Source organism: Caulobacter sp. FV2ps19 (assembly GCF_058681035.1).
Genome location: NZ_CM178729.1, coordinates 87,204 through 101,368 on the forward strand (window position 1 = coordinate 87,204; position 14,165 = coordinate 101,368).

Sequence of the window (14,165 nt, forward strand, 5' to 3'; positions counted from 1 at the left end):
CGCCGCGCCAAATGACCTCTGGGGGAGGAATTCTTGTCCGAACAACTCGACGCCGTGGATGCCAAGATCCTCGATCTCATCCAACACGACGCCGGACTGTCTGTCGCGGAGATCGCGGAGCGGGTCGGATTGTCGTCCAGCCCCTGCTGGCGGCGGATCAAAAGACTGGAAGACGCGGGCGTCATCCAGCGCCGCGTGACCATTCTTGACCGCGAAAAGCTGGGTCTCGGCTTCGAGGTCTATTGCACCGTCAAGCTGTCCCTGCCGACCAAGGAAAACCTCGAGACGTTCGAGCAAGCCGTGGGCAAGTGGGCCGAGGTCGTGCAGTGCGCCACAGTGACCGGCTCCGCCGACTACGAGATGCGCATCGTCACCCGCGACATGCGCGCCTTCGATGAATTCCTGCGCGACAAGATCCTGTCCCTGGGCCTGGTCTCCAATATCGAGAGCCGCATCGTCATTCGCGGCGTCAAGAACTCCACGGCCGTGCCGCTGGGGTTGGTTAGCCCGTATGTGAGCCCGCTGGGGTAACCGGAGAGCCCCGGCGCGTTGCCGGGGCGCCCATTTCTCAGATCGAGATCGCCCGCTCGAACGCCGCCGGATCGCGCAGCTTCAAGGAGAAGCGGCGCTCATCGAGGTTCTTGCGATAGGTGATCGCCAAGCCGCCGCCGAACAGGCCCTCGCGACGTTCGACACGAACGATGTCACGTCGCTGGAAGTCGTGGTCCAGTCCCCAGATCTGCGTGAGGAAGACGAGGTTGAACGGGAATACCCCGGTCACCCGCACGCGCTCGCCGTCCACGAAGACTAGGAGAGCGTTACGCGCCCCGCCGATTGCGCGGAACCCGCTGGCGTGACCGGACGCGCCGCGTTCAGCAAAGCGGGCCCCCTTCGGCGCGCGGAGAAAGACCGCCTCGCCCTTGCGCTTCAGCACGATGATCGAAGCGACGATCCAGGAGGCGAGCCAGACGATCACAAACACGGCGTAGGCGGGCGAGGCCATGAAATCGAATAAGCGTTCCACCAAGTCCTCGCCCCGTGCGCCACAATCACAGATTACATCCGACAGGCTTGCCCCTCGCGCAAGAGGCGTCGTCGCCTCGGTTGCCTCGTTGCGAAGGATTGTCCAAGACGCTCCCACAACGGCCGGCTAAGCTCCGCGCCAACCCTGGCCGGAGCCTCCCATGATCGACCTCGTTATCGAAGCCCGCCGTCACGACATCGGCAATTTCGAGGTCGGACGGGTCTTGCCGTTCCACGCCAAGCGGATGGTCGGCCCGTTCACCTTCCTGGATCATATGGGCCCCGCCGAGTTCGCACCGGGCTTTCCCAAGAGCGCCGACGTGCGCCCGCATCCGCATATCGGCCTGTCGACCCTGACCTATCTGTTCGAGGGCGAGATCACCCACCGCGACAGCGTCGGCTCCCTGGCGGTGATCAAGCCGGGCGAGGTCAACTGGATGACCGCCGGCAGCGGCATCACCCATTCCGAGCGCTTCGAGACCCTGCGTCGCCAGGGCGGCAAGATGGATGGCATGCAGGCCTGGATCGCCCTGCCGCAGGAATTTGAGGAGGTTGATCCCAGTTTCAGCCACCACGAAGGGCCCGCAGACCTGCCGTCCTATGAGAGCGGCGGCCTCAAGGCGCGGCTGATCGCAGGCGAGGCGTTTGGCGCCAAGACCAATGTGCCGGTGTTCTCGCCGCTATTCTATGTGCACTGGGAGATGGCCGCGGGAACCACCGCCGCCCTGCCCGCCGAATATTCCGAGCGCGCGGCCTATGTGGCCAGTGGGCGGGTCGAGGTCGACGGCCGCGAGGTGTCATCGCTGCAAATGGCCGTGTTCGCGCCCGGCGACACCATCGTCTTCAAGGCGCTCGAGCCGTCGACAGTCATGCTTCTCGGCGGCGAGCCCGTCGGCCCCCGCTTCATGGAGTGGAACTTCGTGTCGTCATCCAAGGACCGGCTGGAGCAGGCCAAGGCCGACTGGAAGGCCGGCCGCATGAAGCTGCCCGACCTCGACCACGACGAGTTCATACCTTTGCCGGAAGCCCCGCCGGCGCCGCCGGCGTCGCCTCTGTAAACAAGGCGGGCCGGCGGTCAGGACGGTCGCAATTGAAGTTTAGGCCTTGCGGCGCACGATCTTGCTGGGGCCGCGCAGGATCATGCCCAGCACAAGACCGATGCCGGCGGCGATCGCCAGGGCGGGGCCGGGCTTGTTCTGAACGAAGGTTTCGACCTCGCCATAGCCCTCGCGCACCTTTTCCCGGCTGCGATCGACGGCCACGTGCATGTTTTCCTTGGTGTGTTCAACGGCCTCCGTGGCCACGTCCTTGATGTGGCCATAGGCCACCTTGGCCGAGCCGGCCGCCTGCTTGAGCTTGCCCTTGGCCTGGGTCGAGGGATCGCCGGCCAGGGCGCCGACGGCGTCCTGCACCCGACCTGAAGCATTTTCGGCGACGCCGATGATCTGTTCGTTGTTCATGGGACGATCTCGCGTTTGAAGGGGGCGCTTGACGCCGTGCCGGGCCGGATCCCGATCACGCCAGCGCGTGACTAGAGAACCCCTTGGGACGCCAACTGTTCCGCGCCACGGACGCGCATTGGGGTCAGGCCGCTCTGCTCTTGCGGCCGCCCCCTGACTTTTTGCGACAAATAGGCTATAGTGCTCAAAGCGTCGGCCTCGGCGCCACGCACACACCAGAAAAGCTGATCGGCGCTCCACGCTCCGCGACCTGTCGCGGGGTCGCGAGCGGCTATTGGCCCACCCTGACGTCTAAGGAAAAACCATGGCAAAACGCGCTGAAATCACCTGGGCCACCCAGAACGGTCGCGTTAGCGCCTATGATCGCATCACCCATGTCGGCGGAACCATGGCTGAGCCCTGGAGCCTGTCGGTCAAGCAGGCAATCAAGCTGATCGACGCCGGGACATGGCGGTTCTTCGTCAAGCGCGGCGACGACGAAGTTTTGGTCGAGGCGCGCACCAGCCGCAGCGGCTGCCGCTATTTGAAGACCATCGAAGAGCGCGACGAGCCCCACCTGCTGCTCAGCCTCCCCGACTGCGACACCGTCGCCAGCGACGCCTGATCGCCACCTCGGACTCTCCTGGCGGCCCAGCCGCCAGGGTCTGTCGTGCGGCTTGACCTTAGGGCGCTCCCGCCCGATGACTCCGACATGACCGACACCGATCTCACAACCTTCGTTCGCGGCCTGCCCAAGGCCGAGTTGCACATGCACATCGAGGGCAGCCTCGAGCCTGAACTGATGTTCGCATTGGCGGCGCGCAACGGCGTCGCCCTGCCCTATGGCTCGGTTGAAGAGATCCGGGCGGCCTACGCCTTCTCCAACCTGCAGGACTTTCTCGACATCTACTATCAGGGCGCCGGCGTCCTGATCACCGAGGATGACTTCCGGGACCTGGCCCTGGCCTATTTCACACGCCTGGCGGCCGACGGCGGCACGCATGCCGAGATCTTTTTCGACCCCCAGACCCATACCGACCGCGGCGTCGCCTTCGACGTGGTGATGCGAGGCCTGCTGGCCGGCATGGACGAGGCGGAAAAGACGCTGGGCGTCACCTCCAAGCTGATCCTGTGCTTCCTGCGCCATCTCGACGAGGACGCCGCCTTCGCCACGCTTGAGCAGGCCAAGCCCTGGCTGTCGAAGATCGCCGGCGTCGGCCTGGACAGCTCTGAAGTCGGCCACCCGCCGGCCAAGTTCGCCCGGGTGTTCAAGGCCGCGCGCGATCTGGGCCTGAAGATCGTCGCCCATGCGGGCGAGGAAGGCCCGCCGGCCTATGTCTGGGAAGCGATCGACCTGGTGAAGGTGGACCGCATCGACCACGGCAACCGCGCGCTGGAAGACGACGCGCTCACGGCGCGACTGGTCAAGGACGGCGTGACCCTGACGGTCTGCCCGCTGTCGAACCTGAAACTGTGCGGCGTGAAGACCCTGGAAGAGCACCCGCTCAAGCGCATGCTGGACCTGGGCCTGAAGGCCACGGTCAATTCCGACGACCCGGCCTATTTCGGCGGCTATCTGCTGGAAAACTACATGGCCACGGCGACGGCGGTCGGCCTGAGCCGCGACGAGCTGGTGACCCTGGCCCGAAACAGCTTTGCGGGCTCGTTCCTCAGCGAGGCGGAAAAGGCGGCGCGGATCGCGGACGTCGAGGCCTACGCCGCGGCGAACTAAGCCGCCACGGCCTCACGGACGGCCGCGGCGATCTCGTCCAGGCCCTCGAGGCCCAGATCCGGATCGATCCGGATCATGATGACGGAGTTCGCAAGGCGGTCGGCGACCGGGGTCTCGTCGGCGTCCAGGCCGTGGTTGTGAAACGCCGCGCCGGAGGCTTCGACGCCGGCCTGCGCCAGCCGGGTCAGGACGCCGGGCGCCGTGTCCTCGGGCAGACTCAGGGCGCAGGTCTCCGACACCCAGCTCATGCCCCAGCCCGGCTGAAAGCCGATCGGGGCGTCCAGCAGCAGCACGCGCAGACGCTGGGCGGCCGTGACGAGGCGCGGACGTTTTTGCGGCCACAGGTCCAGACCCGCCTCGCCGTCGAACAGCGGGGCGTCGATCGCGTTGATCGGGGTGGCGTCCTCGCAGGCGACGAACACGCCCTGGCCGCTGGGCAGGCCGACAATGACCGGCACCGGGGCGCTCTGAATGACGTCGAAGGCCTCGACGGCCTCGACCAGGATCGGCAGGCCGGTCTCGTCACGGAAGGCGGCCCAGGCCCGCAGGTCCGGGGCGCGACCATGGGCGCCGGCCGGCATGATGGCTTCCAGCGGCCCCGGCGCCTCGGGCAGGCGCTCACGCAGGTGCGACGGATCGAACATCCAGCTGAAGGGGTCGACATCGACCAGCCAAGGCTTCAGCCCCACGGCCGCTATGCCGGCCAGGGTCTCGGCGCAGGCCAGGGCCGACACCACGCAATAGCCGCCCGAACGAACGCCCAGAGCCGTCAAGGCCACCGAAACCGCCTCGGCATGGCCCGACAGCACCCGCACGGCGACCGGTCGGCAAAAGCGCGACATCAGGCCGGCCTCCTCGCCAGGCCCGTGACCCGCCGCGCGCAGGGCTTCTGTCACGGCCTCGAAATCGACGGGCAAGGCAGGCGCGCGCGTCTTGGCGCTGGCAGGCTTCGGAACGGAACTGACGGCTGGCGAAGGACGCATGAGGCAGGCGCTTCCACGAGAAACCGGTTACGCCCAATGGCGTCACCTTATGGTTAAGCAACCGTAACGACAGATTCTGCACGCTTCACTGCGGCGCGCCGTCGCGGAAAATGGCTCAGGACTGCGCAGAAGACTGCCATGAGTCGCGCAGTTCACGCTTGAGAACCTTGCCGATGTGGCTGCGCGGCAAAGCCTGGACCAGGTGCAGTTCGGCCAGGCGCTGGGTCTTGCCGACCCGGCCATTGACGAAGGCGCGGATCTCCTCGGGACTGGCGACGGCGCCGGCCTTCAAGGCCACGAAGGCGACCGGGGTTTCGCCCCAGGCGTCGGAGGGAACGCCCACCACCGCCGCCTCGGCCACAGCCGCATGCTTGACGATCTCGGCCTCCAGATCGCTGGGATAGATGTTGAAACCGCCGCTGATGATCATGTCCTTCTTGCGATCCATCAGGGTCAGGAAGCCCTCGTCGTCGAAGCGACCCACATCGCCGGTGCGGATGAAGCGCTCGCCCTGCGGCGAGATCCAGGTCGCCTCGGCGGTCTTGCCGGGCTGACCGTGATAGCCGTTCATCATCCCGGCCGAGCGCCCGACGATCTCGCCGACCACGCCGGGACCGACCTCGACGCCGTCCTCGTCGATCAGGCGGATGTCGTGACCGGGGGCGGGCCGGCCCACCGTGTGCAGCTTGTCGGGGTTCTCGTGGCACATCAGGATGCAGGTGCCGCCACCCTCGGTCATGCCGAAATACTCGACCAGCCCGCCGGGCCAGCGCTTCAGCACATCGGCCTTCAGGTTGGCGGCGAACGGCGCGCTCGTGCAGAATTTGAGATGGGTGGTCGACAGGTCGTGGCTGTCAAAGTCGGGCCGCTCCATCAGACGGCGATACTGCACCGGCACGAGCATGGTGTGGGTCATGCGGTATGTCTGGGCCAGTTCCAGATACCGACCGGCGTCGAACTTCTTCATCAGCACCACCGTGCCGCCGCCGGCCAGGGTCGGGAAGAAGACGACCAGGGTGGTGTTGGAATAGAGCGGCGTCGACAGCAGGGTCACAGCGTCCGGCCCATAGCCAACCGCATCGCCCCGGAACACGTGCTTCCAGCGCATGCCATGCGACTGGACGATGCCCTTGGGCGTGCCGGTGGTGCCGCTGGAATAGATGATGTTGAACGGCGCCTCGGGCGCGATCTCGACCGGATCAGGCTTGGCGCCCTCGGGCGCCAGCCAGGCGTCGAAGGCCTCGCCGGCTGCCGAGCCGTCCAGCGCGACCAGCCGCGCCGCGACCGGCGCGGGCGTCTGGGCCTGGGCTACGCCCGCATCCAGGAAGAACAGTTTGGCGCCGCAGTCGGCGACCATGCCGGCGATAGCCTCAGGCGTCGAGGACGGGGCGATCGGGGCCACCGCCACCCCGGCCCGCAGACCGCCCAGGAACACCGCCGTATAGGGGATGGACGACAGCGCGCAGACCGCGACGGCCTGCCCAGGCTGGATCCCGTCCCGCTGCAGGGCGGCCGCGACGCGGTCGACCAGGGCGTCGAACTGGCCGTAGGTCACCGTCTCGCCGGTCTCCATGATGATGGCCGGGTGGTCGGGGTTCTCCTGCGTCCGCAGCCGCAGGATATCGCCCATCACGCCGTAGTCGTCGGTCATCATGGCGGCGATGGTGGTCATGGGCGGAGGCTCTTCTTCTCCCTTCCCCCTTCAATGGGGGAAGGGTGGGGGGGGGGTGACATCGGATCAGGATGAAGCGCGGCCCAGAAAGCCCAGCCGCCGCATCACCCCCAACCCTGTCCTTCCCCCATCAGGGGGGAAGGGTTCAAATCAGGCGTCCTTGAAGCCCTTGCCCTCGGCGACCAGCCGCTCCAGCAGGGCCGACGGCTTGAAGTCCTCGCCCAGCGTGGCGTGGAATTCCTTCATCTTGGCCAGAACCTTGTCGAGGCCGACCAGTTCACCCCAGAACATCGGACCGCCCGTATAGACCGGCCAGCCATAGCCGTTGATCCACACCGTATCGATGTCGGACGCCCGGATGGCCTTGCCCTCTTCGAGGATCTTGGCGCCCTCATTGACCATCGGATAAAGGCAGCGCTCCAGAATCTCCTGGTCGGTGATGTCGCGGCGCTGGATCTGGCGCTTTTCAGCGAAGTCGAGGATCACCTGCTCGACAATGGCCGAGGGCTTGGCCACGCGGTTCTCGTCGTAGTCATAAAAGCCCTTGCCGTTCTTCTGGCCGCGGCGGTCCATCTCGCACAGCACTTCGCGCACGGTCGAGGACGAGGTCTTGGCCGCATCCCAGCCGATATCGAGGCCGGCCAGATCGCTCATCGCGAAGGGGCCCATCGGCAGGCCGAAGTCGTAGAGCACCCGGTCGACATCCCAGGGCATGGCGCCTTCCAGGATCAGCTTCTGGGCCTCGCGCTGGCGCTGGGCCAGCATGCGGTTGCCGACGAAGCCGTGGCAGTTGCCGACCAGCACCGCGACCTTGCCGATCTTCTTGCCGATCTGCATCGAGGTGGCGATCACCGACTTGTCGGTCTTGGCTCCGCGCACGATCTCCAGCAACCGCATCACATTGGCCGGCGAGAAGAAGTGCAGGCCAATGACGCTTTCCGGCCGGCTGGTGCTGGCGGCGATGACGTCGATGTCGAGATACGAGGTGTTCGAAGCCAGGATCGCGCCGGGCTTGGCGATCTTGTCCAGCTTGCCGAAGACCTCCTTCTTGATCTCCATCAGCTCGAACACGGCCTCGATGATCAGGTCACAGTCGGCCAGGCCTTCCAGAGCCATGGAGGGCGTCAGCAGCGCCATGCGCTTCTCGACGTCGTCCTGGGTGATGCGGCCCTTCTTGGCGGTGTTCTCATAGTTCTTGCGGATGGTGGCGACACCGCGATCCAGGTTTTCCTGCTTCATCTCGATGATCGTCACCGGAATGCCGGCATTGAGGAAGTTCATCGAGATGCCGCCGCCCATGGTGCCGGCCCCGATCACGCCGACCTTCTTGACGGGGATGATCGGGGTGTCGTCCGGCACGTCGGGGATCTTGGCGGCCTGGCGTTCGGCGAAGAACACATAGCGCTGGGCGGCCGACTGGCTGCCGGTCATCAGCTCCATGAACAGCTTGCGCTCGGCCTTCAGCCCTTCCTCAAAGGGCAGGTTCACCGCCGCTTCGATGCACTGGATGTTGTTCTCCGGGGCCTTGAAGCCGCGGAACTTCTTGGCGTTGGCGGCGCGGAAAGCCGCGAAGATCTCGGGCTTGCCGCGCGCGGCCTCGACCTTGGCGTTCAGGTCGCGGACCTTGTTGAGCGGGCGCTTCTCGGCCAGCACGGTCTTGGCGAAGGCGATGGCCCCGGCGCGGAGATTACCCTCCTCCACCAACTCGTCGAACAGACCCATGGCCAGGGCGGCCTTGGCCGGCACGTGCTGGCCGCTGGTGACCATCTCCAGCGCCTTCTCGACGCCGACAATGCGCGGCAGGCGCTGGGTGCCGCCAGCGCCGGGCAAGAGGCCGATGTTCACTTCAGGCAGGCCGCCCTTGGCCGACGGCACGGCGACGCGATAGTGGGCGACCAGCGCAACTTCCAGCCCGCCGCCCAGCACCGTGCCGTGGATCGCGGCGATCACCGGCTTGGGCGAGTTCTCGATGGTGTTCTGCACGTCCTGCAGGGTCGGGCCGGTCATGGCCTTGCCGAACTCGGTGATGTCGGCGCCGGCGATGAAGGTCTTGCCCTCGCAGATCAGCACGATGGCCTTGACCGCCGGCTCGGCGATGGCGGCGTCAAAGGCTCCGGCCAGGCCCTCGCGCACGGCGGCCGACAGCGCATTGACCGGCGGCGAGTTCAGCGTGACGACGCCGATGTCGCCTTCGACAGTGAGATCGGTGACAGCATTGATCGCGGTCATGGCGGTTTCCATCCCTGCTCTTGTGTTTGAACGGTTGTTTGAGACGAAACCTGCACGCTCGTGCGCGGATGTCCAGAGGTCCGTAGCGGCGCCCGGTTTTCAGGCAGCCGGCGTTGACCTCGCCGACGACATACTACAAATTCTAAAATGTGATTTCGGCGGAGATTGTCCGGGACCAGGCCGATAACGCGTTGAACGCGATCAGAGCCTCGTCGCCAGAGAACGATCCGTGCCGGGGGGAGGGCGTACGCGTGAGAGCCGGGGCTTGGGACGCGACTTGCAGGCGTCCCGCCAAGTCCAGGCCGCGGATTTCGCGCGGGCGTGACGCATTGCGAGCAGTGCGTTGAACTGAGGTAAACCTCACTTCGGCGCGGGAGCACGGCTCCCGCGCCGCTTTCTTGCCCGCGTCTAGGCCGCGCTTTCGGTGAACGCCGAATAGACCAGGGTCCTCAGCTCGCGGCGGATCGGATAGGCGCTGGACGGCATCAGCTGGGTCATGAACACCACCGCCAGATCTTCGACCGGATCGATCCAGAAGGCGGTGGACGCCATGCCGCCCCAGAAATATTCGCCGTGTGAACCCGTGTTCTTGGTACGGGCCTGATCGACGGTCATGGCGAAGCCGAGACCGAAACCCAGCCCCTCGAAGACCGCCTCGCTGAACAGCGACTTGGACAGGTCGGTCAGTTCCTTGCCGCCGGGCAGATGGTTCATGGTCATCAGCTTCAGGGTCTTGGGGCTGAGCAGCCGCGCGCCATCCAGCTCGCCGCCGTTCAGCAACATCCGGCAAAAGCGCATATAGTCATCGGCCGTCGAGACCAGACCGCCGCCGCCCGACTTCATCGACGGATCAGACAGGTAACGGCTCTTGGTCGGGTCGTCTTGCAGGACCACCTTGCCCGAGGGCGTCAGGGCGTAGCAGGCGGTAAAGCGCGCCCTCTGGCTTTCCGGCACGAAAAAGCCGGTGTCCGCCATCTTCAGCGGATCAAAGATCCGGGCCTTCAGGAAGGCGTCGAACGGCTGGCCCGAGATCTTCTCCACCAGATAACCCAAGACGTCGGTGGCCACCGAATAGTTCCAGGACTCGCCCGGCGAGAACTCCAGGGGCACGGTTCCCAGGGCGTCGACGAAATCCTGCAGACCGCCGCCGCTGTTGATCCCGTCCAGCTCCAGCTTGCGATAGGCCGCGTCGACATTGGTGCGCTGCTGGAAGCCGTAGGTCAGGCCGGCGGTGTGGCGCAGCAGGTCGATCACCCGCATCGGCGCCGAGACCGGCCGGGTCAGAAAGGCCCCGCTGACGCCGCCATTGAACACGCCCAGATCGCGCCAGGCGGGGATGTAGCGGTGAACCGGATCGTCCAGCGACACCAAGCCTTCCTCGACCAGCATCATGAACGCGACGCTGGTGACCGGCTTGGTCATCGAATAGATGCGAAACAGGCTGTCGGCCTTCAACGGCGCGCCGCGCTCAAGGTCGGCCGAGCCCAGCACCGACTGATAGGCCAGCTGTCCGCGCCGCCAGACCTGGGTCAAAGCGCAAGGCAGCTTTCCGCTGGCGATATATTTGTCCTGGATAAAGGTCTCGATGCGCTTCAGGCGCTCGGACGACAACCCTACGGCTTCCGGCGTACTCAAGATCCGACGTCTCCCTGCATCCGCCCCTATTGGACGGTGTTGTTGTTGGCATTTCGTCGGGACGTTGTGATGCAACGCTCAGTTTACCCGTTTCATGCATGGTTATTGAAAACGAGGGGAAGCCGATGGGCAAGGACTTGCGTGACAAGGCCGCCCCCAGCACCGAGGACGCCGCGGCAGACTGGTTCTTCGAGAACAGCCTCGACATGTTCGTTGTGCTGGAAAATGACGCCATAGCGCGGGTCAATCCCGCCTGGACCGCCCTGACGGGATGGACGCCCGAAGAGAGCCTGGGTCGACCGATCCGAGACTTCTTTCATCTGCATGACGCCGAGGCCTTTGGAGAGCTCGACAAAGCGCTGCGCGCCGACGGGCGGGCCGACGGCGAGCACCGACTGGCCCGCAAGGGCGGCGGCTGGCTTTGGGTGCGCTCGCAGTCCAAGCAGCAGTGCGCCGGCGTGCTTCTGGTGGTCATGCGCGACATCAGCGCCGACCGCGCCAGCGCCGCCGCCCGACACCAGGCCGAGCGCGCCAACGAGATGCTGCGCACCACCGCCGGCGTCTATGTCTGGCGGTTCGATACGCGCAAGGGCGTCTACATCTTCGAGCAGGACGTCCCGACGCCCTCCTCGCCCCTGGGCGGGGCCCGGATGATGACCGTCGAGGAAATGACCCAGTCGATCCATCCCGATGATCGGGCCCGCGTCTGGGATAGCTTCTCCCTGACCCTGAAGACCGGCGACCATAGCGTCCAGGACTACCGCTATCGTGATCCTGAGACGCAGGCCTGGGCGGTGATGCGCGCCGCCTGGCGGGGCGTGCGAGGCAAAAGCCCCCAACTGTGGGACGTCATCGGCATAAGCCAGGACGTCACCGAATTGATCGACGCCCGCGACGCGGCGGTCGGCGCAGCCGAGGCCAAGAGCCGCTTCCTGGCCAATATGAGCCACGAGATTCGCACCCCCATGAACGGCGTCCTGGGCGTCCTGCATCTGCTGAAACAGGAAGCCTTGTCCGACGACAGTCGCCAGATGCTCGACGAGGCGCTGGGCTGCGGGGCGATGCTGGCGGAATTGCTCAACGACATCGTCGACTTCTCCAAGATCGAGGCCGGCAAACTGGAACTGGCTCCCGAAGCGACCGACCCGGCCGCCTTGTTGCGCGGCGTCGCCGATCTGTTGCGTCCACAGACCCGGCAGAAAGGCCTGTATCTTCGCGTCGAGACCCCTCCTGACCTGGGCTGGGTTTCGGTCGATCCGGTTCGCCTGCGTCAGGCGCTGTTCAACCTGCTGGGCAACGCCGCGAAGTTCACGCCTGAGGGCGGTATCGATGTTCGGTTGACGGCGCGGCCGTCTGACGCGGGTCTGCGCCTGCGCTTCGAGATTCAGGACACCGGCGTCGGCATAGATCCGGAAACCGGCGACACCCTGTTCGAGCGCTTCAGCCAAGCTGACAACTCGACCACCCGACGGTTTGGCGGCTCCGGTCTTGGCCTGGCGATCACCCGACGGCTCGCCCAACTGATGGGCGGCGAAATCGGCTTTTCCAGCGCGCTGGGCCAGGGCTCGACCTTCTGGCTGGAGATCGAGGTCGCGCCGGCCGCCGCCGTTCAGCCCCGCGAGGTCATCGATCATCCGCTGTTTTCCGGCCGCCGCTTCCTGCTCGTCGAGGACAACGCCACCAACCGCATGGTCGCCTCGCGCATGCTCGAGGCCCTGGGGGCCAGCGTCGAATGCGCCGAGAACGGCGCGCAGGGCGTCGAGGCCGCGCGACGCGGATTTGATCTGATCCTGATGGATATCCAGATGCCCGACATGGACGGCGTCGAGGCCACGCGTCAGATCCGCGCCCTGGGCGGCGCGGTCGGCGTCACGCCGATCCTGGCCATGACCGCCAACGCCCTGGCTCATCAGCAAGCGGCCTATCTGACCGCTGGAATGAACGGCGTGGTCGCCAAGCCGCTGTCGCCCTCCATGCTGGTGCAGGCGCTCATGACCGCTCTTGAAAACGCGCAAGACGCCCAGATCAGCGAGGATTTGCAAAAACTTGAACCGCGCTGAGGCTCGCGTTCTGATTTCATCGCAACAATCGGACACGCGGCCTTTTCGCCGGCTCGCGGGACGCCTAAATTGGACCCGGAAGTCCAGCGACCAGTATCGCCTGGGGCTTTGGGGACTTGCGTAATGGATGATGGTCGGATCGTGGGCGCCAGCACGGCGCGCTATGCCCGCAAGAAGGAAGCCATCCTGGCCGCCGCGACAACGATCCTGAATCGCCAGGGCGTGCGCGGCATGACCCTTGCCGACGTGGCGGCCAAGGTCGGCCTGATCACGACCAGCGTCACCTATTATTACCGCAAGAAGGACGACCTCGCGGCCGCCTGCTTCATGCGCGGCCTCGAACGCTTCGACGCCATGATCACCCAGGCGGCGGCCCAGCCTGATCCCGCGACGCGCCTGAAGACCTTCCTAGACCTCTATCTGGATCTGAACCGGCGGGTGCGCCTGGGCGAGGATACGCCTCTGACCAGCTTCACCGAGATCCGGGCCCTGAAGGAACCCCTGCGCTCTTCGGTCTCCAATGCATTCAACGACCTCTTCCGGCGGGTGCGGACCTTCTTCGAAAACGAAGACTTCGCGCATCTTGAAAAGCGCCAGCGCAACGCCCGCACCCACCTGCTGCTGGAACAGGTTTTCTGGGCGGGCACCTGGCTGCGGCGCTACGACCTCGACGACTATGACCGCGTGCGCGACAAGCTCTATGACATCCTGGTGGGGGGCTTGGCCGCGCCGGGTCAGGGCTGGACGCCCAGCGCCCTGCCCGACCCCACGCCGCGCTCGGCCGACGGCCTGGAATGGCGCGAGACCTTCCTGGTCGCCGCCACCCGCCTGATCAACCAGCGCGGCTATCGCGGGGCCTCGGTGGAAGACATCTCAGCGGCGCTGAACGTCACCAAGGGCTCGTTCTATCACCACCATGAAGACAAGGACGCCCTGGTGGCGGAGTGCTTCCAGCGCACCTTCGCGGTGACCCGCAAGTCGCAGGCCGACGCTCGCGCCCTCAAGGGCTCGTCCTGGAGCCAGCTCGTCTCGGCCACCGCCACCCTGGTGACCTACCAGCTGTCGGATCACGGCCCGCTGCTGCGCGCCTCGTCCATGGGCGCCCTGCCCCCCGAGATTCGCCACGACATGGCCGAAGGCTATGGCCGGGGCTCGGAGCGGTTCGCGGCGATGATCTCCGACGGCATAGCCGACGGATCGATCCGCCCCGTCGACCCGATGATCGCCGCCCACATGATCAATTCGATGCTGAACGCCGCCGCCGCCCTCGGCGTCTGGGCGCCCAGCGTGGAGCGTGACGAAGCGGCCGCCCTGTTCGCTCGCCCGCTGCTGATGGGCCTGTTCACGCCTTAACCAACCAAACGCTTGGTTTCAAAAGATTTCAAAGCGCGT

12 protein-coding genes are annotated in these 14,165 nt (G+C 65.9%); 6 read left to right on the forward strand and 6 right to left on the reverse strand.

Annotation, left to right across the window (positions count from 1 at the left end; genetic code table 11):
• Positions 1 to 33 precede the first annotated feature (33 nt).
• Positions 34 to 531, forward strand: coding sequence for an Lrp/AsnC family transcriptional regulator (locus tag ACW18B_RS00395; RefSeq protein ID WP_492048882.1), 498 nt, complete (start codon positions 34 to 36; stop codon positions 529 to 531).
• 37 nt (positions 532 to 568) lie between these two features.
• On the opposite strand, the gene ACW18B_RS00400 is transcribed toward ACW18B_RS00395, so the two are convergent.
• A complete protein-coding gene (locus tag ACW18B_RS00400) occupies positions 569 to 1,003 on the reverse strand; it encodes a hypothetical protein (RefSeq protein ID WP_492048883.1) in 435 nt (144 codons plus the stop codon).
• A gap of 181 nt (positions 1,004 to 1,184) precedes the next feature.
• On the opposite strand from ACW18B_RS00400, the gene ACW18B_RS00405 reads away from it, so the two are divergent.
• On the forward strand, positions 1,185 to 2,081 hold the full coding sequence (locus ACW18B_RS00405; protein ID WP_492048884.1) for a pirin family protein: 897 nt from the start codon (positions 1,185 to 1,187) through the stop codon (positions 2,079 to 2,081).
• A 39-nt stretch (positions 2,082 to 2,120) separates the two neighbouring features.
• On the opposite strand, the gene ACW18B_RS00410 is transcribed toward ACW18B_RS00405, so the two are convergent.
• Positions 2,121 to 2,483, reverse strand: a complete 363-nt coding sequence (locus ACW18B_RS00410; protein ID WP_492048885.1) for an ElaB/YgaM/YqjD family protein — start codon at positions 2,481 to 2,483, stop codon at positions 2,121 to 2,123.
• A gap of 304 nt (positions 2,484 to 2,787) precedes the next feature.
• On the opposite strand from ACW18B_RS00410, the gene ACW18B_RS00415 reads away from it, so the two are divergent.
• Positions 2,788 to 3,087 (forward strand): DUF3892 domain-containing protein, encoded by a 300-nt coding sequence (locus ACW18B_RS00415; RefSeq protein WP_492048886.1) that lies wholly within the window; start codon positions 2,788 to 2,790, stop codon positions 3,085 to 3,087.
• Between the two features lie 87 nt (positions 3,088 to 3,174).
• Positions 3,175 to 4,194: an adenosine deaminase gene (locus ACW18B_RS00420; protein WP_492048887.1), complete on the forward strand. Its 1,020-nt coding sequence runs from the start codon at positions 3,175 to 3,177 to the stop codon at positions 4,192 to 4,194.
• Here the strand turns inward: ACW18B_RS00420 and ACW18B_RS00425 are convergent.
• The 4 genes from ACW18B_RS00425 to ACW18B_RS00440 all read right to left on the reverse strand — a co-directional run bounded on the left by ACW18B_RS00425 (position 4,191) and on the right by ACW18B_RS00440 (position 10,713).
• Positions 4,191 to 5,177, reverse strand: coding sequence for a DegT/DnrJ/EryC1/StrS family aminotransferase (locus tag ACW18B_RS00425; protein ID WP_492048888.1), 987 nt, complete (start codon positions 5,175 to 5,177; stop codon positions 4,191 to 4,193). The two genes, ACW18B_RS00420 and ACW18B_RS00425, sit on opposite strands and share 4 nt — an antisense overlap.
• Positions 5,178 to 5,292: 115 nt before the next feature.
• Positions 5,293 to 6,849: a class I adenylate-forming enzyme family protein gene (locus tag ACW18B_RS00430; RefSeq protein WP_492048889.1), complete on the reverse strand. Its 1,557-nt coding sequence runs from the start codon at positions 6,847 to 6,849 to the stop codon at positions 5,293 to 5,295.
• A 150-nt stretch (positions 6,850 to 6,999) separates the two neighbouring features.
• On the reverse strand, positions 7,000 to 9,090 hold the full coding sequence (locus ACW18B_RS00435) for a 3-hydroxyacyl-CoA dehydrogenase NAD-binding domain-containing protein (RefSeq protein WP_492048890.1): 2,091 nt from the start codon (positions 9,088 to 9,090) through the stop codon (positions 7,000 to 7,002).
• A gap of 396 nt (positions 9,091 to 9,486) precedes the next feature.
• Positions 9,487 to 10,713, reverse strand: a complete 1,227-nt coding sequence (locus ACW18B_RS00440; protein WP_492048891.1) for a serine hydrolase domain-containing protein — start codon at positions 10,711 to 10,713, stop codon at positions 9,487 to 9,489.
• 125 nt (positions 10,714 to 10,838) lie between these two features.
• Here ACW18B_RS00440 and ACW18B_RS00445 point away from each other — a divergent pair, with 125 nt between their 5' ends.
• Together ACW18B_RS00445 and ACW18B_RS00450 are read left to right on the forward strand one after the other, a co-directional pair.
• On the forward strand, positions 10,839 to 12,773 hold the full coding sequence (locus ACW18B_RS00445; protein ID WP_492048892.1) for an ATP-binding protein: 1,935 nt from the start codon (positions 10,839 to 10,841) through the stop codon (positions 12,771 to 12,773).
• A gap of 123 nt (positions 12,774 to 12,896) precedes the next feature.
• Positions 12,897 to 14,126 carry a TetR/AcrR family transcriptional regulator gene (locus ACW18B_RS00450; protein ID WP_492048893.1) on the forward strand — a complete coding sequence of 410 codons (1,230 nt, stop codon included), beginning with the start codon at positions 12,897 to 12,899 and terminating at the stop codon, positions 14,124 to 14,126.
• The last annotated feature ends 39 nt before the right edge of the window (positions 14,127 to 14,165 follow it).